Raw genomic sequence first — 24780 nt, forward strand, 5'->3', positions numbered from 1 at the left:
GAAGGTACGAGTGACTACAGTCAGTTCAGAAGCCGCGCAGCAGGACGTGCAGGCTTATATGCAGAGCGTCGGCAAGGCTGCGAGAGCAGCCTCCCGGCAACTGGCGCGCGCCAGCACGAAAATGCGCAATGATGCATTGCTGGCGATTGCCGAGCAGCTTGGCAATAGCCGCGAGTCGCTGGCCGAAGCCAACCGTCTCGATATGGCCGCTGGCCGTGATAGCGGGCTTGATGCCGCGCTGCTCGATCGGCTCGAACTGACGCCCTCTCGAATAGACGCCATGATCACCGGTCTGCGCGAAGTCGCCGCATTACCAGATCCGATCGGTGAAATCAGCGATATGAGCTATCGCCCCAGCGGCATTCAGGTCGGCAAGATGCGCGTCCCGCTCGGCGTTATCGGCATCATCTACGAGTCCCGACCCAACGTGACCGTAGAAGCAGCGAGCTTGTGCCTGAAGTCCGGCAACGCCACTATTTTGCGGGGCGGCTCCGAAGCGCTGCATTCCAATCTGGCCATTGCCGAATGCATCAGCGCCGCGCTGGCGAGCTCAGGTTTGGACGCGGCTGCCGTGCAGATCGTGAATACCGCTGATCGGGCCGCCGTAGGCGAACTCATCACCATGCCGGACTATGTCGACGTCATCGTACCTAGAGGCGGCAAGGGACTCATCGAGCGGATTAGCCGCGACTCGAAAGTGCCGGTCATCAAACATCTCGACGGCAACTGCCACGTCTATGTCGACGCCGACGCAGACCTCACCAAGGCCTTGGCGATCACCTTCAACTCCAAGACCCATCGCTACGGTACCTGTAACACAGCTGAATCCCTGTTGGTTGACGCCGCCATTGCCGAAGCCTTCTTGCCACAGATTGGTGAGCGACTCAAGGCGGCCGGCGTAGAGATTCGTGGCTGCGACCAGACACGGCGCTATCTGCCTGATGCCAGCGCTGCTGCCGAGGCAGACTGGTTCGAGGAATATCTGGCGCCCATCATTGCGGTGAAGGTCATCAGCGGCCTGGATGAGGCCATCGAGCACATCAATACCTACAGTTCGCACCACACCGAAAGCATCGTCACCGAAAACTACACCAGGGCACGGCGCTTTCTTACCGAAGTCGACAGCAGCTCGGTCATGGTGAATGCCTCCACACGCTTTGCCGACGGCTTTGAATATGGTCTGGGTGCAGAGATTGGTATTTCGACGGACAAGCTGCATGCCCGTGGTCCGGTCGGTCTACAGGGTTTGACCTCACAGAAATACATCGTATTCGGCGACGGTCATATCCGCGGGTGAGCATGCCCTGTGTACTCTTCGGCGGGTCTTTCGATCCGGTCCATTATGGTCATTTGCGCATGGCCGTGGAAGTCGGGGAGTTGTTGCAGGCGGAGGTTAGACTGCTACCAAGTCCGGCTCAGGCAGGTAAGCGGAATCGCGCTACGGCTCAGCAGCGGGTCGATATGTTGCAGCTTGCGCTTGCCGAAGCAAACGCCCTGAAGCAGCCGCCATTGCGGGCCGACCGCAGCGAAGTCGATCTGCGCAGTGCAGATGACCTCCGTCCTGTGTACACCATCGATACCTTGAGCCGCTATCGGCAGCAGTTGCCGCAGGAACAGCCACTCATCTTTGTCATGGGTATGGATTCATTTCTCAATATTCGTGATTGGCATCAGTGGTCGCAGCTCACCCGCCATGCCCATCTGCTGGTGATCGGGCGGCCAGGCAGTCAAGATGAGGCTGGCAGCGCGGCGCTGGCCGAGCTCAGGCAGCTCGATGAATTCTCAGGCGCCTTCGTCGAAGAGCCCGGTGTCTTGCTTGAGCGGCCAGCAGGCCATATCCACCTCGTACAGCTGAGTCTGCTCGATATTTCAAGCACGCGAATTCGCGCGCTCATCAGCCGTGGCCGCCCCGCCAGTTACCTCACGGCGCCGGCGGTCCTGGATTATATCGCCAGAAATGATCTGTATTCTTGCGCCGCTGATCACAATTTGATCTAATTTGTAATCTAGTAAGTTTATGTTTTAAAAGGGTTATTGTTACTTGTCACGTGACTGAGGCCCCATTCTGGGGTTTTCGCGCTGGTGACTCGCTGCTATCAGTCGTATCATGAGAGGGCCATAACCGGAAAGCACGAGAGAGGTGCACACCACACGCATGGATACAGAACCCCTGAAAGACCTGGTAGTCAAGATACTCGAAGACCTGAAAGGTAAAGACATCAGTGTCCTCGATGTCAAAGACAGAACCAGCGTCACCGATTACATGATCATCGCCAGCGGAACATCGAGCCGGCACATCAAATCCCTCGCAGACAACCTGATTCTCGAAATCAAGAAAGCCGGAGAGCGTCCACTTGGTGAAGAGGGCAAAGATGCCTCTGACTGGGTGCTGGTCGATCTCGGTGACGTCGTCGTGCATATTATGATGCCGTCGGCACGCGAGTTCTACGATCTCGAGCGCTTCTGGCGTGATGCGCCAGTCGATAGTTCTGCAGGAAGCGCCACAGGCAGTTCAGCCCATCTCGTCTGATGCTGATTCAGATCCTTGCTGTCGGCAGCAAGATGCCGGGCTGGGTCGAAACAGGCTTCAACGAATATAGCAGGCGTCTCACCAGAGACGTCAGGCTCGAACTCGTGGAACTGCCACTCGCGCCCCGGCAGGGCAGCAACAGCATGCCGCCATCCAGACTCAACGACTGGGAGGGCGAGAAGCTGCTCGCGAAGCTCGACCCCAAAGCGACCTTTGTCGCCCTCGACGTTAAAGGTACGCAATTTACCACCGAAGCCTTTGCCGACAGGCTGTCGCACTGGCAGTTGACCGGCAAGCCGCTGGCCCTGGCGATCGGCGGCCCTGACGGGCTCTCGCACGCGGTACTCAAACGCGCCAGCGAAAAATTCTCGCTCTCCAGATTAACTTTGCCCCATCCTCTTGTCAGAATCATGCTCGCGGAACAGATTTATCGCGCATGGAGCTATAATCAAGGACATCCGTATCATCGTGCCTGAAGCCAGGTTGCGTTGTTGAAGACCAAATTCCAAGGTCCGCATGAGTACCCATTCCGATTTCAAAGACCACCGCCAGGAGCAGGAAACCTTCCTGGTACGCGCAGTACTGGCTCTTCTGGTCATCCTGGTCCTGACGTGCCTGTTAGGTGCGCGTTATTATTTCCTGCAGGTCAATCAGCATGAAGTCTTCGAGACCCTGTCTGATCAGAACCGAATGCAATTGCGTTCAGTGGTGCCGACACGCGGGCTGATCTATGACAGTCAGGGGCTGTTGCTGGCTGATAACCAGCCGACCTTTTCCCTGCGGCTCACTGCCGAGCTGCTCGGCGATCTTGATGAGACACTGGCCACCTTATCCTCTCTGGTCGCCATCAGCGAAGACGACATCGCCGATTTTCGCAAGCGTATTCGTCAGCGCCGTAGACCCTATGAGCCGGTGACCCTGCGCTCACGCCTCACCGAAGACGAAATCGCCACGCTCGCTGTGAACCGGTATCGGCTCAAGGGTGTGGACGTTGGCGCCGAGCTCATTCGCTATTATCCCTACAAGCATCTCTTCGCCCATGTGCTCGGCTACGTCGGGCGTATCAGTGAGCCTGAGCTGCAGCAGGTCGATGCCGCCAATTACAGTGGCACGCAGTATTACGGCAAGCTCGGCATCGAAAAACGATATGAAGATGAGCTCCATGGCCTGACCGGGCATGAGACCATCGAGACCAATGCCCGGGGCAGGGTGCTGCGTCAGCTGGCCGCCACACCGCCGGCGCCAGGCAAGGATCTCAAGCTCTTCCTTGATGCCCGTCTGCAGAAGACCGCAGAGGACGCTCTGGCCGGGCGTCGTGGCGCAGTGGTGGCCATCGATAACCGTACCGGCGGCATACTGGCGCTGGTCAGCACACCGAGTTTCGACCCCAACCTGTTTGTGACTGGCATCGATACCGTCAGCTACCGTAGCCTGCAGGATTCGCGCGAGCTGCCGCTGTTCAATCGCGCCTATAAAGGGCAGTATCCGCCCGGGTCAACCATCAAACCGATGGTGGCCCTTGCAGCGTTGGATACCGACAAGATCAATCTGCAGACCAAGGTCTGGGATCCAGGTTTCTACACGCTGAAGAACGACAAACGCCAGTATCGCGACTGGAAGCGCCAGGGTCACGGTTGGGTGGATCTTCGCACCGGAATCGTCGAATCCTGTGATGTGTTTTTCTACGATACCGGCTTCAAGACCGGCGTCGATATCATGTATGAATACCTGCATCAGTTCGGGCTGGGTCAACGAACCACCTATGACGCGCCGGAAGCACGCAAGGGCAATCTGCCTTCGCGAGACTGGAAGCGCGCTGCACGCGGCCAATCCTGGTTTCCCGGTGATTCGCTCAACATGAGTATCGGTCAGGGTTTCATGCTGATGACACCGCTTCAGCTGGCGACATCAACGGCCGTTCTCGCCAACAGGGGGCGATGGGTCACGCCCCGCCTCGTCGATACCATGAGCGGGGAAAGCATGACGGTGCCGGAGTCGCCAGGCAACGATATCGTGCTGCGTGAAGACTGGTACTGGGAGTACATCATCAACACCATGGAAGACGTCATGCATACGCGCAAGGGAACCGCCAATCGAAGTGGCCGCGGCGCCGATTACAGGATCGCCGGGAAAACCGGCACGGCGCAGGTCATTGGAATCAAGCAGGGTGAGAAATATGACGCCGATGCCATCGCCGAATGGCACCGGGATCATGGCCTCTTCATTGGCTTCGCACCCGCCGATGATCCCACCATCGCGGTGGCTGTCATCGTTGAAAACGGTGGTGGTGGCAGTACGGCCGCTGCGCCGGTAGCGCGTGTCATATTCGATGCCCACCTCAAGGGTGAATATGAAGTGACTGAAGAGCTCATAGACTGGCTGCTCCCCGACGGCGTCGAGCAACCTGCGCGCCCGCGGCAGAATGAGGGCGTGATCGTGCCTGGGGTAGCTGGCACTGCGGCAGACGTCGGCGGAGTCGTGCAATGAGCCGGAGTACCGATTTCCTTCGTCAGTTGCCGCAGAATGATGAGCGCTTCAATGGCCCCTCATTGCTGGTGCGTTGGCTGCATATGGACGCGATATTGCTGATGTTGCTGCTGATGCTCATTGGTAGTGGCCTGTTTGTGCTCTACAGTGGCAGTGGCCAGGATGTGAGCGATGTGAAGCGTCAGGGCGCTCACTTCGGGCTCGGACTTATTCTGATGTTGCTGGTGGCCCAGATAGACCCGGACCATCTCAGGCGCTGGTCACCATGGGTCTATTGTGCCGGCTTGCTCGGTCTCATTGGCGTCATGGTGGTCGGTATCGATGCCAAAGGCGCGCAGCGCTGGCTGGAGATTCCCTTCATCGGCTTCAGGGTGCAGCCTTCCGAATTCATGAAACTGGCGGTGCCCATGATGGTGGCCTGGTACCTGTCCGACCGTGTGCTGCCGCCGTCGCCGCGTCGCCTGATGGTGGCGCTGCTGATCATTTTCGTCCCGACGGTGATGATTCTCAAACAGCCAGACCTCGGTACCTCGATTCTTATCGCTTCATCCGGCATCTTCGTACTGCTGTTTGCAGGGCTCAGCTGGCGCTGGATCATGGGTTCGGCGGTAGTGGCCGGTATCGCTGCGCCACTGATGTGGTTTTTCGTGATGCGACCCTATCAGAAGCAGCGCGTGCTCACCCTGCTCGATCCGGAAAGCGATCCACTCGGCGCGGGCTGGAACATCATACAGTCGAAAACAGCGATCGGGTCCGGCGGCATGGGGGGGAAGGGCTGGCTGTCGGGGACGCAGTCGCAGCTCGATTTCCTGCCTGAGGGCCACACCGATTTCATTATCGCCGTGCTGGGTGAAGAATTCGGCTTCATCGGCGTGCTCAGTATTCTGGCGCTCTACGTTGCGATAGTGTTGCGCGGCTTCTATATTGCCATTAACGGACAGTCGACCTACGCCCGACTCGTGGCAGGGGCGTTCACATCGATCTTCTTTGTATACGTTTTTGTTAATATGGGTATGGTGAGTGGCATACTCCCAATTGTAGGGGTACCTTTACCCTTGGTGAGCTATGGGGGCACATCGGTGCTCACGCTCCTGGCGTCCTTCGGCGTCCTGATGTCCGTTCACTCTCACAAGAAAATACTCAAGCGCTGATTCGAATGCTTCGACTCCCGCAATGACTGGAAACTTACTATGACCGCCTGTCTTTCAGACAAGAACAACATTCAACTGACACGCACGCCCTCTCTTCGAATCGCCGGACTGCTGGCTGGTGTGATGCTCAGTGTGCTACCAGTTCAGGGCTTCGCCGACGAGACTACCCGCCAGGCCGCAGTGCCAGAAATGATCAACTACGGCAAGCACGAAGCTGTCGCTGGCTTCATCGATCGCATGGTGGAGCAGCATGGCTTTGATCGGCCCTATCTCCAGGGATTGTTTGACGATGCCTCGAAGCAACAGAGCATCATCGACGCCATCAGCAGACCTGCCGAAAAGATGCTGACCTGGGGCGAATACCGCAAGATCTTTCTCACAGAGAAGCGTATCTCCGGTGGCAAAAAATTCATGGAAGAGCACAAGGACACACTCGAGCGCGCCGAAAAGGAGTTTGGCGTACCCAAGGAAATCATAGCCGCCATCATTGGCGTTGAAACCAGTTACGGTCAGATCATGGGCCGATATCGCGTAGTCGACGCGTTGAGTACTTTGTCCTTTGATTATCCGGCCCGCAGCAAGTTCTTTTCCAAGGAACTCGAAGAGCTCCTGCTGCTGAGCCGGGAACAGAAATTCGATCCCATGGCTCTCAAGGGCTCCTATGCAGGCGCCATGGGCTATGGTCAGTTTATTCCCAGCAGCTATCGCGCCTATGCGGTCGACTTCGATGGCGATGATACGGCGGACATCCTCAATAATGTCGAAGATGCCATTGGTAGTGTGGCGAATTATTTCAAGCGCCACGGCTGGAAGACTGATGAGCCGGTCGCTTTTCCGGTTGATGTCAAGGAGCCGGTGCCAGCCGAACTGCTCCCTGAAAACCGCAAGCCTGCACAGAAGCTTGCCGATGTTGCCAAGGTCGGCGTCAAGGCGCCTGACAGCATTGCCAAGGACGCACCGGTGCGCCTGGTACGCTATGAAAATACCGACGCCATCGAGCACTGGCTGGTCACGCACAACTTCTATGTCATTACCCGATACAACCATAGCGATCGATATGCCATGGCGGTCTATCAGCTCAGTCGCGAACTGGCAGGGGCCTGATTCGGGATGTTGCTGAACAATGGTCGGGGATGGCAGGGTAGAGCAGTTCTGCCAGTGGCCATCGCAATGCTTTTGACATTGGTCGGCTGCTCATCCACGCCGACCAGCAGCTCACGCTACTCGATCAAGCAGGACGTCGAGCCGGAAGGTGGCTTCGACCCCACGAACGTACCGCCCGTCATCCCGACCGCTGAGCCGAAGAGCCGAGGTGGTAACAAGTCGCCCTACACAGTGTGGGGCAAGCAGTACACCGTGATGGACTCCGCTCAGGGTTATAACCAGACCGGGCTGGCGAGCTGGTATGGCGCGAAATTTCACGGTCACGCCACCTCCAATGGCGAGATCTACAACATGTATGCGTTTTCGGCAGCACACAAGAACCTGCCCTTGCCGACGTTTGCACGCGTCACGAACCTGAAGAATGGGCGCTCGATCGTCGTGCGCGTCAACGATCGCGGTCCCTTTCATGAAGACCGATTGATCGATCTGTCCTATGCCGCTGCGCTTTCGTTAGACGTGGTCAAAACCGGTACTGCGCCAGTCCGCGTTGAAGCACTCCTCCCTCAGGACGAGCTCTCGCCAATGGATTCGCTACAACAGGCGACGACACCGGCCACGCAGTTGCCTGGGTCCACTGAAGCAAAAATTTCCGTCACCCAGCCCGTCCAGCCTGCCTTGCCCTCGGGCCAGCTTGAACACAGTAACGAACCCATGTTCCTGCAGGTCGGCGCGTTTTCCACACGCGAACGTGCGCTTCAGGTGAAGGGTGAATTGCAATCGATGCTGCAGGGTCTGGTCAAGCCGAAAGGGCCTGATGTCTTCATAGAAGAAATTGCGAGTGCTGAACGGATGTTGCACCGGGTGAGAATCGGTCCGCTTGAATCATCAGGCGAACTGCCGCGCTTTCAGTCGAGGCTCGCAAAAACGAGCTATTCTGGTACCCTTGTCATTCCGGCGAATCCGCAAGCGTCCGCCGAAACCGTTCAGTAGATGTAAACCGTGGCCGCTGGCCGGAGCCATCAACCCGCCGACCCTTACATTACGAGAAAGGCAGTACACCTAGGACACACATGAATTCCAGATATTCCATGTCTTTGGCTTTGAGCCGATTGCTACTGGGCGCCGCGCTGATTGGCGCATACCCAGCTGGCGCAGCAGAAGAAGTGCCCACCTTTGCCACGCCGCCATCACGCAGCGAAGCACCGTCGCAGGTCATCATTCCTGCCGCCCCTCAGGTGGCTGCCACTGCTTACGTGCTCATGGACGCCAGAACAGGCGTGGTCATCGCGGAGAAGAACGCTGATGAGCGCCTGCCGCCCGCCAGTCTGACCAAAATGATGACTTCTTACGTGCTGGACTACGAAGTCGCACGCGGAAATGTCGGCTTTGACGACGAAGTGCCCATCTCTGTGCGCGCATGGAAGACCGGCGGCTCGAAGATGTTCATTCAGGAAGGCACACGGGTCCGGCTTGAAGATCTGCTACGCGGTATCATCATTCAATCCGGTAACGATGCCAGCGTTGCTGTGGCCGAATATCTCGCTGGCAGTGAGCAGGCCTTTGCGACCATCATGAACGGCCATGCGCAACGCCTCGGCATGCAGAACACGCAGTTCTCCAACGCGACTGGTCTGCCATCCCCAGACAACTACTCTACGGCCTTCGATCTGGCGCTGCTTGCACAGGCCATCGTCTACGACTTCCCGCAGCAATATCCGATCTATTCGGAAAAGCACTTCACATACAACAAGATTCGCCAGCCGAACAGGAACCTCCTGCTCTGGCGGGACAAGTCTATCGATGGCTTGAAAACAGGCCATACCGAGGAGGCGGGGTACTGTCTGGTCGCCTCTGCCGTGCGCGATGAAATGCGTCTCATTACCGTGGTGCTTGGTGCGAAAAGCCAGGAGTCGAGAGCGCAGGAAACCATGAAGCTGATGAACTATGGCTTCAGGTTCTTTGAAACGTTGCCGCTGTATCAGGCGGGGGCCAAGCTGGTCGATAGCAAGATTTTCATGGGCGTTGAAGACCTCGTGGCGCTTGGTACTGGTGAAGCAGTTACCCTGACTATTCCGAAAGGGCAGAAAGCAGCGCTCGATATCAAGCTGGATATCGACGAGAGTATTACCGCGCCGATTACCAAAGGGCAGGTGCTGGGCTCCCTCGTTGTCTCACTTGAAGACAACGTTCTGGCGAAGCGGCCGGTGGTCGCGCTGCAGGATGTCGCTGAGGCGGGCATCTTCAAACGGCTGTGGCACACCATCTGGCTGTTTGTAACTGGCCTGTTTGACTAAGTGCTGGGCCTATGATGGGCTGTGAGTGGGCTGATAGATGACTGGGTTGAAACATGGGAGGGTTGAGTGAGCATTGCAGACGAGCCGACGGCCGGTGAGCAGAAGCCGCCGAAAATCGAGTTTCCCTGTCAGTACCCGCTCAAGGTCATCGCGGATGCCAGGGAGTCGCTCATCGCCGAGCTGATCCAGGTGTTGCGGCCTGAACTGCCAGATCTGCAGGCCAGCGACTTCGATATCAAGGATTCGCGCAACCAGCGCTTCGTCTCGCTCCGCTTCACTATCGTTGCACGCAGCGAAACCCACGTCGCCGATATCTTTACTGCCATCAAGACCCTCAAGAACATTCACATGGTTCTCTGATGACTGCCGCCGCCGCAGGCTTGCCCGAGCTGGTGTTTCGCGAGCGGCAGGCGGATAGTTACGAACCAGTTTTTGAAGCGATGAAGACTTTCAGTCGCGAACGCACTGACGCCACACCTGATGAAATCTGGATAGTGGATCACACGCCCGTCTTCACCCAGGGGCAGGCTGGCAAGCCGCAGCATCTGCTGACCGAGCCTGATGCGAGCGGTGGCCCCTTGATGGTGGCCGGCATTCCACTGGTGCAGACTGACCGTGGCGGGCAGGTGACCTACCACGGCCCCGGCCAGCTAGTGATCTACCCACTTCTCCAACTGTCCCGTTACCGCCTGCAACCAAGATCACTGGTCAGCCTGCTCGAAGCCTCGATCGTCAGCACGCTCGCCGACTTTGGTATCGAGGCTGCGGCGAAACGCGAGGCGCCGGGGGTGTATGTTTCCGCAGATGGCTCGAAAATAGCGAGTCTCGGGCTGCGCATCACCCGGGGCTACTGTTATCATGGGCTCGCCATCAACGTAGACATGGACATGACGCCCTTCCGGTTGATCAATCCCTGTGGCTATGCCGGACTTGCCATGTCACAGATCAGGGATTACTGCAAAGACACTACGCTGCTACCGGCCGATCGCCATGCAGCCCTGCAAGCCGTGGCTACTCGCTGGCGCTTGCATTTTCTGGCACTGCTCGCCGACACCCATAAGGAGTCTGTCGCATGACGACACCCGACAATATTTCAGTAAATGCCGCCGCGCCACTGGTCGAGCCAGCAGCGCCTCAGCCAGCACGCCGAGCGAAAATCATTCCTGGTGAAAAACTTCGCGGCGCTGACAAGGTCAGTCGGAACCCGGTCAAGATCATCGCGACCGACGCTGCCTTGCGCAAGCCCGATTGGCTGCGTATTCGTTTGAGCACCTCTCCGCGTGTTGAACAGATCAAGCAAAAGCTGCGCGACCATAAACTGCATTCCGTGTGTGAAGAAGCGACCTGTCCGAATTTGTCGGAATGCTTCAGCAATGGCACCGCCACCTTCATGATCATGGGTGATATCTGTACCCGACGCTGCCCATTCTGCGATGTCGCTCACGGCCGCCCGCTGGCGCTGGATGCCGAAGAGCCTCGCAACCTGGCGGAGGCCATTGCCGATATGCGGCTGCGCTACGTCGTCATCACCTCTGTCGACCGGGACGATCTTCGCGACGGTGGCGCACAACATTTTGCGGACTGCATTCGTGAGAGCAAGGCGCTCTCACCGGACCTGAAGGTGGAGGTGCTGGTGCCGGACTTCAGGGGGCGTATGGATGTGGCGCTGGAGATCCTCGCTGGCACCCCGCCCGACGTCATGAATCACAATCTCGAAACCGTGCCGCGACTCTACAAGAAAGCTCGGCCAGGTGCCGACTATCAGTGGTCGCTGGATCTGCTCAAGCGTTACAAGGCGCTGAGGCCGGAAGTGCCCACCAAGTCCGGTCTGATGCTTGGGCTTGGGGAAGAGATCGATGAAATCAAGCAAGTCATGCGCGATATGCGTGCGCATGACATCGATCGTATTACCTTAGGGCAATATCTGGCCCCATCCAATTCACACCTGCCCGTCGTAAGGTTTGTTACACCGGATGAGTTCGCAGAACTCGGACACTACGCCGAATCGATAGGATTCAATCACGTGGCCAGCGGACCGCTGGTCCGCTCGTCATATCATGCCGACAAGCAAGCCGCAGGGGAAAAAGTGCAGTAATGGTTTTCCGCAAAAGTAGTCAGGATGACAAGCCAATGCTCGGTCTCAAGACCGGCAGTTTCGAGAGAAGACTCAGTCTGACCAGAGCTGGCGTCGTAGCCGGTGGTCGGCTTGCCAGCTCCATGGCTGGTTCGATGTTTTCAGGCAAGGAAAAAAAGGCACAAAGCCGACGTGATGCTTATGCCAAACAGGCGGCCTATCTGGTCAAGGAGCTCAGTCACCTCAAAGGGAGCGTGGTCAAGATTGGTCAGGTGATGGCGCTGTATGGCGAGCATTTCCTCCCGCCAGAAGTGACTGAAGCCTTACATACCCTTGAAGACCAGAATCTGGCGCTGGACTGGCGCAGTATCGAGAAGGTACTGATTGATCAGCTCGGCCATGACAAGCTCGATCAGCTCGAGATCGAGCACACGCCCATTGGGGCTGCGTCGCTTGGGCAGGTGCATCGCGCCACGCGCAAATCAGATGGCCGGCAGTTGTGTCTGAAGATTCAGTATCCTGGTGTCGCTGCAGCGGTCGATTCAGATCTCGATGCGGTAGCCAGCATATTGAAGGTCGCTCGACTGGTTTCACGCGGGCCCGAGTTCAATGAGTGGCTCGAAGAAGTTCGCAGCATGATGCATCGCGAGGTGGACTATGAACTTGAGCTGCGCACCACACGACGTTTTCACGAAAAGCTGAAGGACGATCACCGCTTTATCGTGCCTGAGGTGTTCCCGGAGTTATCAGGATCCCAGGTCATGTGCATGTCCTATGAGTCCGGCATCAGTCCGAACCATGCCAAGGTGCATGCACTCCCGCAGTCACGCCGCAATGATCTGGCGAAAGCCGCGCTGGAGCTCTTCCTGGAAGAGCTCTTCGTCTGGGGCGAGCTGCAGACTGACCCCAACTTCGGTAACTATCGCGTTCGCCTGGGTGATGAAGGCGATGGTCCCGCTGAGCCTGACAAATTGATTCTGCTCGATTTTGGTGCCGTGCAGCGCTATCCGGCCAGCTTTCTGGACCCGGTTTGCGAGATGATTCGCGCGAGCTATGAACGTGATCTGGATGCCGTCGTCAGCGGTGCTGTCGAGCTCAGGTTCATGCGTGCCGAGTGGCCGATGCCAGTATTGTGTGAATTTGCCGAAGTCTGCATGGCAACGCTGGAGCCGTTGATGAAGAACATCGACGGCAGCCAGCCCGGTGTGGTGCTGAACGACGAAGGGCAATATTGTTGGAAGCAGAGTGATCTGCCGTCGCGGATTGCACGTCGTGCAACCCGCTCAGCGATCAGCCGTTACTTCAAGATCCCGCCCAAGGAGTTCGTTTTCCTCAATCGCAAACTGATCGGCGTATATACCTTCATCGCCGTCATGGAAGCTGAGTTCAACGGTGCCCCGCTACTGGAGAAGTATCTCTACGACGAAGATGTGAAGACGCGAAGTGAGGGTTTCAGGGCTTCTGCCTGAGCTGCTGCATCGATTGGTAACGACGCCAGAAGACGAGTCCTATCGCCAGCACGATCCACGTATACATGGCGGCCATGAGGTCGTCCATGACTATTCCAAAGCCGCCACCAATCATCTCGAGGTAATTGATTGGCGGCAGCTTGGTGATATCGAATAGTCGAAAGACCAGAAAAGCCAGAACCAGCACCCAGAGCCGACGCTTCATCGAAAGCGCCATGACGGCGACGGGAAAAGCCAGATATTCGTCGGCAACGATCTGCGAAGCGTCCCCACCCCCGAGCCAGACGGAAGCCAAATAGCAGAGCGGAACAGCCATGGCCAGCAATAGCGCCATGACGGCTAGCTGCCGCCCCTGCGATAGATCAAGCAGCCACCACGCCAGAGGTAGGCCAATCATTGTACCAATGGTTCCCGGCGCAATCGGCAGCCAACCTGCTCCAAAGCCGGTCGCGACCAGTAGAACCGCACTTTCTGTCATCAAGGGACTCGCTGTGATCAGGGAACCTGAAGAATCATCAACGCGTTCGTCGCGCCATGCAGACCCATCTGTGTGCCCTTGGTGTAGATGACCCGGTCGCCAGAGCAGATGGCCCCACGCTGCTTGAGGAAATCGATTGCGGCCTCGTTGACCTGATTGCTCTCCATGGCAGTCGAGTCGAAGTACAATGCCTGAACGCCCTTGAACAGCGCCATCTTCCGCTGGGTTGGCTTGCGACGCGTCAGGCCGTATATGGGCAGGCTGGAACTGATGCGAGACATCCACTTGGGAGTGTCTCCGGACTCGGTCAGGCAGATAATGGCCTTCACGCTGCCAAGGTGATTCGCAGTGTACATGGTGGCCATGGCGATCATCTCGTCAGTACGCTCGAACTTGCGGCTCATGCGATGGTCGGTCAGCTGCGCCATAGGGTTCTTCTCGGCGCCCACACAGATACGCGACATTGCGCGCACGACCTCGACAGGATATTCGCCGGTCGCTGTTTCGGCTGAGAGCATGACGGCGTCGGCGCCGTCGAGCACCGAGTTGGCGACATCGAAGACCTCGGCGCGGGTCGGCATCGTGCTGGTGATCATCGACTCCATCATCTGTGTGGCGACGATGACCAGCCGGTTGAGATCATTGGCGCGGCGTATGATGTGTTTCTGCGTGCCGACCAGTTCGGCATCACCGATCTCCACACCTAGATCACCCCTCGCCACCATGACGGCATCGGAAGCTTCGATGATGTCATCGAGTGTGGAATGAATGACGGCTTCTGCGCGTTCGATCTTGGCAACGATGGCCGCATTCGATCCGGCAGCCTCGAGCAGCTCGCGTGCCTCACGGATGTCATCGCCGGTCTTGGGGAAGGACACGGCGACATAGTCGGCTTCGATTTCGCTGGCGGTCTTGATGTCGGCGCGGTCCTTGTCGGTCAGGGCCGGTGCCGAGAGCCCGCCACCCTGCTTGTTGATACCCTTGTTGTTCGACAGCTTGCCGCCAACGCGTACCTGGCAGTTCAGCTTCAGGCCATCGACCGATTCGACGCGCAGCTGTATGCGGCCATCGTCGAGCATGAGGATATCACCCTTCTTGCAGTCCCGCGGTAGTTCGGGATAGGCAATGGAGACGCCCTGCTCGTTGCCCATGATGCTTTCGTCGGAGGCATCCAGCACGAAGGTATCGCCTTCCTTCAGTTTCACGCTGTCGTTTTCAAAACGGCCAATACGGATTTTCGGGCCCTGCAGGTCGACCAGTATCGCCACATTGAGCTGGTGCTTTTCCGCACAATGACGAACCAGCTCAGCCCGCTTGATATGGTCCTGGGCCGAGCCATGGGAGAAGTTGAGCCGAACGACATTGGCACCGGCCAGCAGCAGGTTTTCCAATGTCGTTTCTGAGTCGGTGGCTGGGCCGAGGGTGGCGAGGATCTTCGTGCGGCGCATCGTCTTGTCCTTGTGAGCGGGAGTCGTGGTACCTGGTGTACCTGAGTAAGTTACGCCCCACAGTCTCGCATAGCCCAGCAGTTTTGTAAGCAGTCCTCACCGCTGCCAGAAATGCTTGCTGGTCTCCCTGATGATATCGCACTGTCTGAGCCCGATATCTTTCATCAGGTGAGGACTGAGCCGGCGGAGTTCGTCGCGTTCGCGACTGCGTCGATACCACTGTTTGATGACCTTGAGTGCCCTGAAAAGTGTCATGATCCTGTCCTCGTGTTGTCTGAGTCCATAGTGTGCGGCGAGTGCTCTGACGACATCCAATCGTCATTCATGATGAACGTCATCCGCTATTGCGATGGCGTCCGTGTGCCGGATGCGCTTGAATATGAGGCTCAGGTGAGTAGCATCGAACAGGGGATGAAGGCTATGGAACTGACACATCTACGGACCTTCGTGGCTGTTGCCGAAGAGGCCCACCTCACCCGTGCGGCGGAGCGGCTCTTTACCAGCCAGCCAGCGGTGTCTGCGCAGTTGAAGGCGCTTGAAGAGACGCTCGGCGTGAGTTTGTTCAACCGCCTGCCCAAGGGCATGAAGCTGACGCCTGCCGGTGAGCGTCTGCTGGTTCAGGCCCGCGCCGCACTGGACGCTGCGGGTGCCGTCATGGAGCAGGCGAAAGCGCTCCGTGGGGAAACGCTCGGGCAGCTGTCAGTCGGCATCAATTCGGATTTTGATTTCCTGAAGCTGGGCGATATGACCCAGGCCTTCAACGAGCAGTACAGTGGTATCGAACTCTCGCTGCTCAACGGTATGTCCTACGATATCGTTCAGCAGGTCAGGCGAGGCACCATGGATGCCGGTTTCTATTTCGGTCCTTGCGACAACCCCGGCGATCTCCAGCTGCGCTCACTCTGCACTACGAAGATGGCGCTGGTCGCTCCGATAGACTGGCGCGACCGCTTCGAGCACGCCTCGCTGGCAGAGTTGGTGCAGCTGCCGTGGATCTACACCACGCCACGCTGCCCCTTTTTCCAGCTTCAGCGAGCGCTCTTCAAGGGCATGGATTATGAGCTGCAGAAAACCGCGTTCGTGGATAGTGAAGATGCTATCAGGGCGCTGGTGCAGCGTGGGGCTGGCATAGCGTTTCTGCGCGAAGACGATGTCGAGCGGGCAGAGGCGGCCGGCTGGGGCGTGCGCTGGCAGGGGGAGACACCGAGCATCGAGCTGTCGATCGCCTGGCGGAAGAATCGCGATCAGGAACCACTGATCGTCGCGCTGCAGACCGTCCTGGCGCAGCTGTGGCCAGAGCTGAGCGAGCGCGGGCTGGCAGGGGAGGTCGCCTTGTAACGATCACGATGCTGCGTCTTCGGACGCAGTAGTTGTATCTGGCTGAATGAATCTTTCGAGCCGTCCCTCTGCGTCAAGCCTGAACCTGTGAAGATCGTTGGCAAGATGGAGGTGACCTGAGTAGCAGGCTCTCGCCTCCGCCTCGATCTCGGCCATCGTGCGTGGCCCGCGACCGATCTGTTGAAATCTCGAACTGAAATGCGTCAATACCAGATTTTTCACTGCAGCCGCTTCGGCAAAAGCCGCAATAGCCTGCGCCGTGCTGTGCTGTGGGTCGAATTTCAGCGCCTGTGCCACGTCCTCGGTATAGGTGGCTTCATGCACCACGACCTCAGCGGTTTTCGCGCTGTCGGCCAGACAGTCAGGTGTATCATTGTCACCGCAGATGATGATCTTGCGTCGCTTCGGCTCAGGCAGCAGATACTCATTACTTCGCAGTAGCCGCCCATCCGCCAGCGTCACATCCTTACCCTGATGAATCAGCCCCCAGTCCGGTCCTGCAGGCACCTGGTCTGCACGCAGCTTCTTTACGTTCAGCTTCCGCTGCCCCGGTTTTTCGGTGAAACCGTAGGCGAAGGATGGCACGCGATGTGAAAGCTCGGTGACGTCAACCGTGAAGTCGCCACAGTCAAGGTCCTGTTGGGCCTGTGTAATCGGGATGAACTCGATCTCATAACTCAGCCAGCTCTGTGAGGTGTCGATGGCCACGCGTATGAATTGCTCGATTGCAGGCGGGGCATAGATCCGCATGGGCTCAGTGCGACCAGACATGCTCGCGCTCGCCAGCAGCCCTGGCAGGCCAAAACAATGGTCGCCGTGCACATGGGTGATGAAAATGGCGTCGAGCGTGTACAGGCTGAGTGGCGTCTTCAGAATGCGGTGCTGGGTGCCTTCGCCGCAATCCACCAGATACCAGCGTTTGGCATGTTGCCTGCGAATCGCTGCGCCGCTGACGTTACGTCGTAGCGTCGGCGTGCCAGCCGATGTGCCCAGAAAAATCAGTTCCATCTGTCACGCCCGGTAAGGTTTGAGTATCGCCTGCACTGCCGTCGAATAGGGATCGCCAAACATCAGCAGGTGGTTCAGCCAGTGATAGAGATTGTACACCGGCACGCGCTGGCGCCAGTCGGCCTCCATGCGCCAGCAATCTTCGTAGCGGGCGTAGAAGGCCTCGGGCAGGGCACCGAAGAGCATGGTCGCCGCGATGTCCGCCTCGCGCCAGCCATAGCTGATCGCCGGATCGATCAATACCGCGCGGCCGCCCGTTGTGCCGAACTGGTTGCCGGTCCAGAGATCGCCGTGCAGTAGTGAAGCCGCTTGCTGGGGAACGATAGACGGCAGATCTTGCAGCAATCTTTCAAGCGCCTTCATATCCTGCCGCGAGATGCGTGACATGTCGTAGCACAGACGCGCGAGATAGAGTAGTCGACGCTCCGCGAAGAACTCATGGCCATCAGTTGTGCGTGTATTGTTCTGCAGGGTAAGGCCGCAATAGGTGTCACGGCTGTAGCCGAACTCATCCTGGGTCTGGCGATGGATCTCTGCAAGGCCCTCTGCCAATGCCTCGGCATGGGCGTCGCCACGAATGATCTCGACGAAGCTCATCACCAGGGCGTTCTCGGATTGGAAGAGCACTTCCGGAATCACAAGTCTCTCGGTCTTCACGGCGCCGCGCAGCAGGTCGAGCGATTCAGCCTCGATGGCGTACATGTCCAGCGGTGGCTCGGCGTGCGTCTTGATGAACAGCGTCGAGCTGCCGGAAGCCACCTTGAAGGCCGTGCTGATACTGCCGCCACTGACGCTGTCGAATTGTCGACTGGATGCAGGCTTGCCGCCCCGGCCACCCCGGCTGTACGAGCGCTCGCGGGTATCGAGAAAGTCGATGACTTCCTGGGGAATTCTGCTGTCTACTTCGCGTGCCATGTGCGGAAACTTTAATGAGTGTGAAGCTGAATGTCAGGATCTCGACGCTATCACGAAACGATCTCGATGACTGCCTTTGAAAGCAATGTAGCATAATGCTACAATCAGGGCAGTGTATCCACGATATCGACTGTGAAGGTAGCAAGCCATGGCCAAGTATTCCTCGCCCGTTCGTCTTCAGGCCTCATTGATGCAGGATGCAGCACTGACTTCGGTGCAGGAGCATCGCAGCACGGCACAGCAGATCGAGTACTGGGCCAGCATCGGCCGCACCCTCTGTGATCGAGTCAATCCTGAAATGCTCGCCAGCCTGGTATCCGGCATGGCCACGCTGAAAGTGGAACAGATTGGTGATGTGGATGTCGACCCGGAAGATGTCTTCGCAAGTCTCGAGGCGGACCGTGAATCAGGCGCGCTGGCCAGTGCCATCAGTGAACTGGCCCCGGTTCGTTATCAGGCCGCAGCAGGTCACCCCGGTTTGCTGGAACGCATCGATGCCGAGGGCGTGACGCTCGGCCGTTTCGTCAACGGTGAATTTCAGGTCCAGCGCGTATCGTGAGCCCCCCGCATCTATGGGTGCTGGCAGGTGGCAACGGGTCAGGTAAGTCGACCTTCTTCGAGACCCGACTGAAGCAACACGGCATCGCTTTCGTCAACGCTGATCTCATTCAGCGTGCCATGTTCAAAGGCCTCGGCCCTGAAGCTTCTTACAGTGCGGCGAAGCTCGCCGGCAAGATGCGCGACAAGCTGCTCGAAGAGCGTCGCAGCTTCTGCTTCGAAACCGTATTTTCCCATGCTTCAAAGATCGACTTTATCGCTAAAGCCAAGTCGCTTGGCTATAAGATCACGCTCGTGTATATCCATCTGTCGGACGATAATCTGAATCTCGCCAGGGTCGCCGGCAGGGTCAGCACTGGCGGCCATCATGTTCCCGACGATAAGGTGCTCAGTCGCATTCCTCGCGTGCTGCAACTCATGCAGACGGCGCTACAGATTGTCGATAGTGCTTATCTGCTGGACAACAGTTCGGCGGACAATCCCTATCAGGTCGTAGCCCGAATAAATGCAGGCAAGCCCGAGGCGAAGGTCGAGCCACTGCCAGCCTGGGCGCAGACGATGCTACAACATGGCCCCGCCAAGGATGCACCATGAGTTTTTACGAAAACCGAATTTTACCGCACGTCATCCACCTGACCTGTGGCGCCCCCGCGGTAATGCATCAGCGCCAGCTCATCGTGCCGCAGGCCACCGGCCGGGTGCTTGAAATCGGCATGGGCTCAGGACTGAATATTCCCCTCTACGACCCGACCAGAGTCACCAAGGTCTGGGGACTGGAGCCTTCGGAGGGTATGCGCAGGAAGGCGGCAGCACAGGTAGCGGCTGCGCCCTTTGAGCTGGAGTGGCTGGAACTGCCAGGCGAAGAGATCCCTCTGGACTCGAAGAGTGTCGACAGTATCGTGCTGACCTACACGCTCTGTACTATTCCCGACTGGCGGCAGGTCCTCAAGCAGATGCGCCGAGTGCTCAAGCCGGGCGGACAGCTGTTGTTCAGTGAACACGGCAAGGCGCCTGATGCGGCGGTGGCTCGTTGGCAGTCAGTAGTCGACCCACTCTGGGGCAAACTGGCTGGCGGCTGCAGTATCAAGCGGGACATTCCAGGCTTGCTGCGCGAAGGCGGCTTCAGCATCAGCGGCATGGACGAAGGCTACCTGCCGATGATCCCGAAATTCGCAGCCTACAATTACGCGGGTCGCGCGAGTTAGGTCTCAGTGCGTACCCTGGTTCACGCGTCTTGCTACGGCTTCTGCGCTCTCGATACGCTCGGAATATCGGTCGGTGAGATAGCTCGAACGCCCTCGCGTGAGCCAGGTGAACTTCACCAGCTCCTCACAGACATCGACCACGCGAAGGTAGAGTGGTGATGGCTTCATCCGACCCGCGTCATCGAACTCGGCAAAGGCCCTGGGAATCGAAGACTGGTTCGGGATGGTGATCATCCGCATCCAGCGACCGAGTATGCGAAGCTGATTCACCGCATTGAAACTCTGGCTGCCACCCGATACCTGCATGATAGCCAGCGTCTTGCCCTGCGTCGGCCGCACACCACCGAGGGCCAGCGGAATCCAGTCGATCTGCGCTTTCATGATGCCTGTCATGCCGCCGTGGCGCTCCGGGCTGACCCACAACATGCCTTCCGACCACTCAGCAAGATCGCGCAGTTCCTTCACTTTCGGGTGATCCGCTTCCGCATCATCGGGCAGCGGCAGACCAGAGGGCTTGAAGGTACGCACCTCACAGCCATACCAGCGCAACAGCCGCGTCGCTTCTTCGGATGCCAGACGTGAGAAGGCGCGTTCGCGCAGGGACCCGTAGAGCACCAGAATTCTCGGCGAATGGCGCGGTGAGTCTGGGCCAGCCAGGGCTTCAATATCGATTGGCTGCAAATTCCTTAAATCGATATTCGGCAGGTCGTCATCGTCGGCATTGATCACTTCAGATCTCCTTGGGTGCAGTGTTGCAGAGCGAAGCCATCAATGGCTCGCAGACGTCCGGATGCCCGGCGCAGCAGTCGTGCGCCAGGAACTGGATGGTGTCTTTCATGTGGTTGAGATCAGCGCGATAGATAATCGATCGGCTCACTCGCTGGGACAGTATCCAGCCGGCGCGCGACAACACAGCAAGATGGGCCGACATGTTGTTAGGCAGTCAAGCTCGACGCTGCCCTCATTGCGGACTATCTTCGGTCCATTCAAGCCGATCGTTACATAGCAGACGAACGGTATCATCAGCTATACAAGGAGTCCCATCAATGCTGGAACAGGTAGGCATCACGACTGAGGGATTTGCCTGGTCAGGCCCCTTGCTCAGTCTGTTGGGCAGCACGCTCATTCTGTTTGTCGCAGTGCTGGTTATTCGTGCGCTGTTCACCCGTTTCATTCGTCGCACCGTGCATTCAATGGAATTGCGTCGCAAATGGCTGGTGCAGTCGCGCAATGGCCTCATCCTGCTGCTCGTGCTCGGCCTGGTGATGATCTGGGGAGAAGAACTCAGAACACTGGCGCTGTCGATTGTCGCTATTGCCGTAGCCTTCGTCGTCGCCACCAAGGAGCTGATTCTTTGCGTAACGGGTTCATTGCTGAAAGCTGGTGCGCGCTCCTTCGATATCGGTGATCGCATACAGGTGAAGGATTTTCGTGGAGACGTGATTGATCAGAACCTGCTGGCGACCACGCTCATGGAAGTGGGGCCGGGCAAGATTGCGCATCAGCGGACCGGGCGCATGACCGTTATTCCCAATGCGCTGTTCGTCTCCGAGGCGGTGATCAACGAAAGCTATACCGACGAGTTCGTACTGAATGTCCTGACTGTGCCGTTCAAGCGGGAGGACGACTGGGTGGCGGCGCAGGAGGCCTTTCTGGAGGCTGCCAAGCGTCATTGCGAACCCTTCCTGAACGATGCCCGTCGCTATATGACCAAACTGAGTGATCGGCGGGGTCTCGATGTGCCATCGGTCGAACCACGGGTAACGATCCATGCGCCACTGGCAGCAGAGATTCATCTCGTGGTGCGCTTCCCCTCGAGGGCGACGCAGCGGAGCTTCATTGAGCAGGCAATCCTCAACGAGGTCTTCGGTAAAAGCAATTTTTTGCCGAAGAAACTGGAGGACCGGAGGCCCCAGGAAGAGGAGGTCGAGGGCGAAGAGCCCGCGTTTTAGTGATCGTGCTTCTCTGTCGTTTGCAGCACTTGCATCACCCAGGCCAATATAAGCTGTGCAAGCTTCCGGGGCTGCTCCAGTGGGATCATGTGTCCGCTGTCGTTGATCAACTGAAGCAAAGCACCAGGGATTGCTTCAACCAGCTCATCCGCCTCCTCGAGCGTACGCATGGCATCACCCGAGCTGGCGACAACAAGCGTTGGACATCGAATGAGGTCCGTTGGAACGCCCGCTCTCGAAAATGACGATTGCAGCGCCAGGGCCTCATAGCCGAGGCGCTGCCCCATCGTCTTGATGCGGGAGATCACCGCTTTGTCCGAGCTGCGACTCGGATGCAGAGAAGTGGCGATGGCGGTGTTGCTCAATCCACGAAAGCTGGTCTCAGACGAGGCCTGAACGGCCTGCGCTTTGACCTTCGCCTGTTGATCCGTATCTTCTCGAAGTGAGCTGGCGATCAGCACAAGGGCCATCACTTGGTCCGGGAAGTCTGCGGCCAGTTGTCTGGCAATATAGCCGCCCAGGGAGAAACCGATCAGCACGAAACGATCAGGTGAAATTGTCGCTATTTGACGGGCGATCTCCGGAATTGTAGTGCCGCCGGTCAGGGGTGCGTGAACCAGGCGCCAGTTTTCGGGCAGATGCTGGCTGAACTCATCCCAAAGCGTCTCGTCGAGCATGAAGCCGGGAATCAGCACTACTGAGCAGGATGGGACGTTCATATTTTTTCCTTAGGTTCGTGCCCGCCGCAGACAGCTCGCTTGTAAACAACTGCGTATCCTGTTTAATTTGACCCTACAAACGGATCAGCGTCAAAGGCAGGTGCAGCGTGACACAGGACGACACACAGCGAAGCCCGACCGTGCAGCTCACCCTGCCGAATACCTACGGTGTTCAAGCCTCCGAACTGCGTCATGCGCTGGAGGCACGTCATAGCCAGCGGGAGTTTTCCGATACGCCCATCGCACTGGCTGACCTGGCCGCAATACTCTGGGCTGGACAGGGTGCGGGCACGACGCCTTCGGCTGCTTCACAATATCCCTTGCAGCTTCATGTGGCAGCGGCCAGAGTTGATGAACTCGAAGCAGGTGTTTATTGTTTCAACGCCAGCGCCGCGCACTTATCAGTTCGGCGGGCAGACGACGTTCTTGGCGATCTCGAAGCTGCCACTCTCGGCGATCAACCCTGGGTAGGGCAGGCCGCCGCCGTGCTGCTGGTCTCTGCCGATTTGGGCGCGATGCGTGAACACTTCAATGACCAGCCCCCACAAGGCGAACGCGGCTTCCGCTATGCCTATATGGAGGCCGGCGCAGCGCTGCAAAATATCGGCCTGATGACCGCTGCGCTTGGCCTCGGTGGCGTCATCGTCGGTGGCTTCGACGACGCCGTCGTATCGAACATCTTCGAATTATCAGAAGCACAACGACCAGTCGCGCTCTACGCAGCTGGTGTCATTGATCAATCCACCTAGCAACAAGACAGGGACAGTGCACATGAACGAAATCAGACGCGTCGCCATCATCGGCGCCAATCGCATTCCATTCTCACGCTCCAACAAGAACTACTCGCTGGTGAGCAACCACGACATGCTACTCGCCGCGCTCAACGGTCTCGTGGACCGCTGCAGCCTACATGGCGAGCGCCTGGGTGAAGTCGCCGCTGGCGCCGTGCTCAAACTGTCGAGCGACATGAACCTCACCCGCGAAGTCGTGCTCGGTAGCAAGCTCGCCCCCGAGACGCCCGCCTATGACGTCCAGCAGGCCTGCGGCACTGGTCTCGAATCCGCCCTGCTGGTCGCTAACAAGATCGCCCTGGGGCAGATCGAATGCGGTATTGCTGGTGGTGTCGATTCGGCCTCTGATGCGCCCATCGAAGTCAGCGAAGACCTGCGCGGCATCCTGCACGAGCTCAACCGCGCCCGCAGCTTTGGCGAGCGCATGAAAGCGCTGGGCAAGATCCGTCCGCATCACCTCAAGCCATCCGTGCCCAAGAACTCGGAGCCACGCACAGGCCTGTCCATGGGCGAGCACTGCGAGTTGATGGCCAAGGAGTGGAAGATACCGCGTGAGGCGCAGGATGAGTGGGCCGCGCGCAGTCACCAGCTCATGGCAGCTGCTTATGAGCAGGATTTCTTTCATGATCTCATGACGCCATACAAGGGCCTGAAGCGTGATAACAACCTGCGCGAAGACTCCACCGTCGAACAGCTCGCCAAGCTCAAGCCAGCCTTCGATCGCGAGAACGGCACGCTGACCGCCGGCAACTCCACACCACTCACAGACGGCGCCTCAGTCGTGCTGCTGGGCACCGAGGCCTGGGCCAAGTCACAGGACCTGCCGGTATTGGGCTACCTGGTGGATGGTGAAGTCGCCGCGGTCGATTTTGTCGAGAAGAAGGAAGGGCTGCTGATGGCCCCCTGCTATGCCGTCCCCCGACTGCTCGCACGCAACAACATGAAGCTGCAGGACTTCGACTACTACGAAATCCACGAAGCCTTCGCTGCACAGGTGCTCTGCACCCTCAAGGCCTGGGAAGATCCGAAGTTCTGCAAGGAACGGCTGGGCTTGAATGCGCCGCTTGGCTCGATCGACCGGGCAAAGATCAATGTGCATGGGAGCTCGCTGGCGGCGGGTCATCCGTTTGCGGCGACTGGTGGGCGGATACTCGGTGTGCTCGCGAAGCTGTTGAGTGAGAAAGGCAAGGGCAGGGGCCTGATCTCGATTTGTGCAGCGGGCGGACAGGGGGTTGTGGCGATTCTGGAAGGTTAAACCA

The 24780-nt window shown here is 58.1% G+C and carries 28 protein-coding genes; 20 read left to right on the forward strand and 8 right to left on the reverse strand.

Features of this window, described 5'->3' with window-relative positions:
• The first annotated feature begins 10 nt into the window (after positions 1-10).
• From ABD735_RS00405 to ABD735_RS00465, 13 genes are all read left to right on the forward strand, one after another.
• Complete coding sequence (locus ABD735_RS00405) at positions 11-1297, forward strand: glutamate-5-semialdehyde dehydrogenase (protein WP_344802145.1); 1287 nt, start codon at positions 11-13, stop codon at positions 1295-1297.
• Between the two features lie 2 nt (positions 1298-1299).
• On the forward strand, positions 1300-1998 hold the full coding sequence (gene nadD, locus ABD735_RS00410; RefSeq protein ID WP_344802147.1) for a nicotinate (nicotinamide) nucleotide adenylyltransferase: 699 nt from the start codon (positions 1300-1302) through the stop codon (positions 1996-1998).
• 157 nt (positions 1999-2155) lie between these two features.
• Entirely contained in the window at positions 2156-2530 is a 375-nt protein-coding gene (gene rsfS / locus ABD735_RS00415; RefSeq protein WP_344802149.1) for a ribosome silencing factor, read from the forward strand.
• Positions 2530-3006: a 23S rRNA (pseudouridine(1915)-N(3))-methyltransferase RlmH gene (gene rlmH, locus ABD735_RS00420; RefSeq protein WP_344802152.1), complete on the forward strand. Its 477-nt coding sequence runs from the start codon at positions 2530-2532 to the stop codon at positions 3004-3006. Before rsfS ends, rlmH begins: the two co-directional genes overlap by 1 nt.
• 40 nt (positions 3007-3046) lie before the next feature.
• The gene (gene mrdA, locus ABD735_RS00425; protein WP_344802154.1) at positions 3047-5017 is read left to right on the forward strand and encodes a penicillin-binding protein 2; all 1971 of its coding nucleotides are present in this window, start codon (positions 3047-3049) and stop codon (positions 5015-5017) included.
• Positions 5014-6168: a rod shape-determining protein RodA gene (gene rodA / locus ABD735_RS00430; RefSeq protein WP_344802156.1), complete on the forward strand. Its 1155-nt coding sequence runs from the start codon at positions 5014-5016 to the stop codon at positions 6166-6168. Before mrdA ends, rodA begins: the two co-directional genes overlap by 4 nt.
• A gap of 39 nt (positions 6169-6207) precedes the next feature.
• The gene (gene mltB / locus ABD735_RS00435) at positions 6208-7272 is read left to right on the forward strand and encodes a lytic murein transglycosylase B (RefSeq protein WP_344802158.1); all 1065 of its coding nucleotides are present in this window, start codon (positions 6208-6210) and stop codon (positions 7270-7272) included.
• Between the two features lie 66 nt (positions 7273-7338).
• Positions 7339-8262, forward strand: a complete 924-nt coding sequence (locus tag ABD735_RS00440; protein WP_344802160.1) for a septal ring lytic transglycosylase RlpA family protein — start codon at positions 7339-7341, stop codon at positions 8260-8262.
• 80 nt (positions 8263-8342) lie between these two features.
• Entirely contained in the window at positions 8343-9566 is a 1224-nt protein-coding gene (locus ABD735_RS00445) for a D-alanyl-D-alanine carboxypeptidase family protein (protein WP_344802162.1), read from the forward strand.
• A gap of 66 nt (positions 9567-9632) precedes the next feature.
• Positions 9633-9926, forward strand: coding sequence for an HP0495 family protein (locus tag ABD735_RS00450; RefSeq protein WP_344802164.1), 294 nt, complete (start codon positions 9633-9635; stop codon positions 9924-9926).
• Positions 9926-10642 (forward strand): lipoyl(octanoyl) transferase LipB, encoded by a 717-nt coding sequence (gene lipB, locus ABD735_RS00455; protein WP_344802166.1) that lies wholly within the window; start codon positions 9926-9928, stop codon positions 10640-10642. Before ABD735_RS00450 ends, lipB begins: the two co-directional genes overlap by 1 nt.
• The gene (lipA, locus tag ABD735_RS00460) at positions 10639-11661 is read left to right on the forward strand and encodes a lipoyl synthase (protein ID WP_344802168.1); all 1023 of its coding nucleotides are present in this window, start codon (positions 10639-10641) and stop codon (positions 11659-11661) included. The genes lipB and lipA overlap by 4 nt, the downstream gene beginning before the upstream one ends.
• A complete protein-coding gene (locus ABD735_RS00465; RefSeq protein WP_344802170.1) occupies positions 11661-13109 on the forward strand; it encodes an ABC1 kinase family protein in 1449 nt (482 codons plus the stop codon). The genes lipA and ABD735_RS00465 overlap by 1 nt, the downstream gene beginning before the upstream one ends.
• Here the strand turns inward: ABD735_RS00465 and ABD735_RS00470 are convergent.
• The 3 genes from ABD735_RS00470 to ABD735_RS00480 all read right to left on the reverse strand — a co-directional run bounded on the left by ABD735_RS00470 (position 13093) and on the right by ABD735_RS00480 (position 15290).
• Entirely contained in the window at positions 13093-13587 is a 495-nt protein-coding gene (locus tag ABD735_RS00470; protein WP_344802172.1) for a phosphatidylglycerophosphatase A family protein, read from the reverse strand. The genes ABD735_RS00465 and ABD735_RS00470 overlap by 17 nt on opposite strands.
• A 17-nt stretch (positions 13588-13604) precedes the next feature.
• Positions 13605-15035, reverse strand: a complete 1431-nt coding sequence (gene pyk, locus ABD735_RS00475; protein ID WP_344802174.1) for a pyruvate kinase — start codon at positions 15033-15035, stop codon at positions 13605-13607.
• A 96-nt stretch (positions 15036-15131) separates the two neighbouring features.
• Positions 15132-15290 carry a DUF1127 domain-containing protein gene (locus tag ABD735_RS00480; protein ID WP_344802176.1) on the reverse strand — a complete coding sequence of 53 codons (159 nt, stop codon included), beginning with the start codon at positions 15288-15290 and terminating at the stop codon, positions 15132-15134.
• Positions 15291-15359: 69 nt separating this feature from the next.
• On the opposite strand from ABD735_RS00480, the gene ABD735_RS00485 reads away from it, so the two are divergent.
• On the forward strand, positions 15360-16373 hold the full coding sequence (locus ABD735_RS00485; RefSeq protein ID WP_344802178.1) for a LysR family transcriptional regulator: 1014 nt from the start codon (positions 15360-15362) through the stop codon (positions 16371-16373).
• A gap of 3 nt (positions 16374-16376) precedes the next feature.
• Here the strand turns inward: ABD735_RS00485 and ABD735_RS00490 are convergent, their stop codons facing one another.
• Both ABD735_RS00490 and ABD735_RS00495 read right to left on the reverse strand, forming a co-directional pair.
• Positions 16377-17381: a ribonuclease Z gene (locus ABD735_RS00490; RefSeq protein ID WP_344802180.1), complete on the reverse strand. Its 1005-nt coding sequence runs from the start codon at positions 17379-17381 to the stop codon at positions 16377-16379.
• Positions 17382-17384: 3 nt separating this feature from the next.
• On the reverse strand, positions 17385-18296 hold the full coding sequence (locus tag ABD735_RS00495; protein ID WP_344802182.1) for a fructosamine kinase family protein: 912 nt from the start codon (positions 18294-18296) through the stop codon (positions 17385-17387).
• A 148-nt stretch (positions 18297-18444) separates the two neighbouring features.
• Between ABD735_RS00495 and ABD735_RS00500 the strand changes: the two genes are divergently transcribed.
• From ABD735_RS00500 to ABD735_RS00510, 3 genes are read left to right on the forward strand one after another with little or no spacing between them, the layout of a single operon-like run.
• Complete coding sequence (locus ABD735_RS00500; protein ID WP_344802184.1) at positions 18445-18855, forward strand: TA system antitoxin ParD family protein; 411 nt, start codon at positions 18445-18447, stop codon at positions 18853-18855.
• The gene (locus ABD735_RS00505; RefSeq protein WP_344802186.1) at positions 18852-19448 is read left to right on the forward strand and encodes an ATPase; all 597 of its coding nucleotides are present in this window, start codon (positions 18852-18854) and stop codon (positions 19446-19448) included. The genes ABD735_RS00500 and ABD735_RS00505 overlap by 4 nt, the downstream gene beginning before the upstream one ends.
• Positions 19445-20059, forward strand: coding sequence for a class I SAM-dependent methyltransferase (locus ABD735_RS00510; protein WP_344802188.1), 615 nt, complete (start codon positions 19445-19447; stop codon positions 20057-20059). Before ABD735_RS00505 ends, ABD735_RS00510 begins: the two co-directional genes overlap by 4 nt.
• Positions 20060-20062: 3 nt before the next feature.
• On the opposite strand, the gene arsH is transcribed toward ABD735_RS00510, so the two are convergent.
• Both arsH and ABD735_RS00520 read right to left on the reverse strand, forming a co-directional pair.
• Entirely contained in the window at positions 20063-20788 is a 726-nt protein-coding gene (gene arsH / locus ABD735_RS00515) for an arsenical resistance protein ArsH (protein ID WP_344802190.1), read from the reverse strand.
• A 1-nt stretch (position 20789) separates the two neighbouring features.
• The gene (locus ABD735_RS00520; protein ID WP_344802192.1) at positions 20790-20990 is read right to left on the reverse strand and encodes a helix-turn-helix transcriptional regulator; all 201 of its coding nucleotides are present in this window, start codon (positions 20988-20990) and stop codon (positions 20790-20792) included.
• Positions 20991-21105: 115 nt separating this feature from the next.
• Here ABD735_RS00520 and ABD735_RS00525 point away from each other — a divergent pair, with 115 nt between their 5' ends.
• Positions 21106-22011 (forward strand): mechanosensitive ion channel domain-containing protein, encoded by a 906-nt coding sequence (locus ABD735_RS00525; protein WP_344802194.1) that lies wholly within the window; start codon positions 21106-21108, stop codon positions 22009-22011.
• Here ABD735_RS00525 and ABD735_RS00530 read toward each other — a convergent pair.
• On the reverse strand, positions 22008-22730 hold the full coding sequence (locus tag ABD735_RS00530; RefSeq protein WP_344802196.1) for an alpha/beta fold hydrolase: 723 nt from the start codon (positions 22728-22730) through the stop codon (positions 22008-22010). The two genes, ABD735_RS00525 and ABD735_RS00530, sit on opposite strands and share 4 nt — an antisense overlap.
• Positions 22731-22837: 107 nt before the next feature.
• Here ABD735_RS00530 and ABD735_RS00535 point away from each other — a divergent pair, with 107 nt between their 5' ends.
• Both ABD735_RS00535 and ABD735_RS00540 read left to right on the forward strand, forming a co-directional pair.
• Positions 22838-23479, forward strand: a complete 642-nt coding sequence (locus ABD735_RS00535; protein WP_344802198.1) for a SagB/ThcOx family dehydrogenase — start codon at positions 22838-22840, stop codon at positions 23477-23479.
• Between the two features lie 22 nt (positions 23480-23501).
• Entirely contained in the window at positions 23502-24776 is a 1275-nt protein-coding gene (locus ABD735_RS00540) for an acetyl-CoA C-acetyltransferase (protein ID WP_344802200.1), read from the forward strand.
• Positions 24777-24780: the final 4 nt, after the last annotated feature.

The sequence above is a fragment of the Allohahella marinimesophila genome (genome assembly GCF_039538005.1).
GTDB classification, from domain to species: Bacteria; Pseudomonadota; Gammaproteobacteria; order Pseudomonadales; family Oleiphilaceae; genus Allohahella; species Allohahella marinimesophila.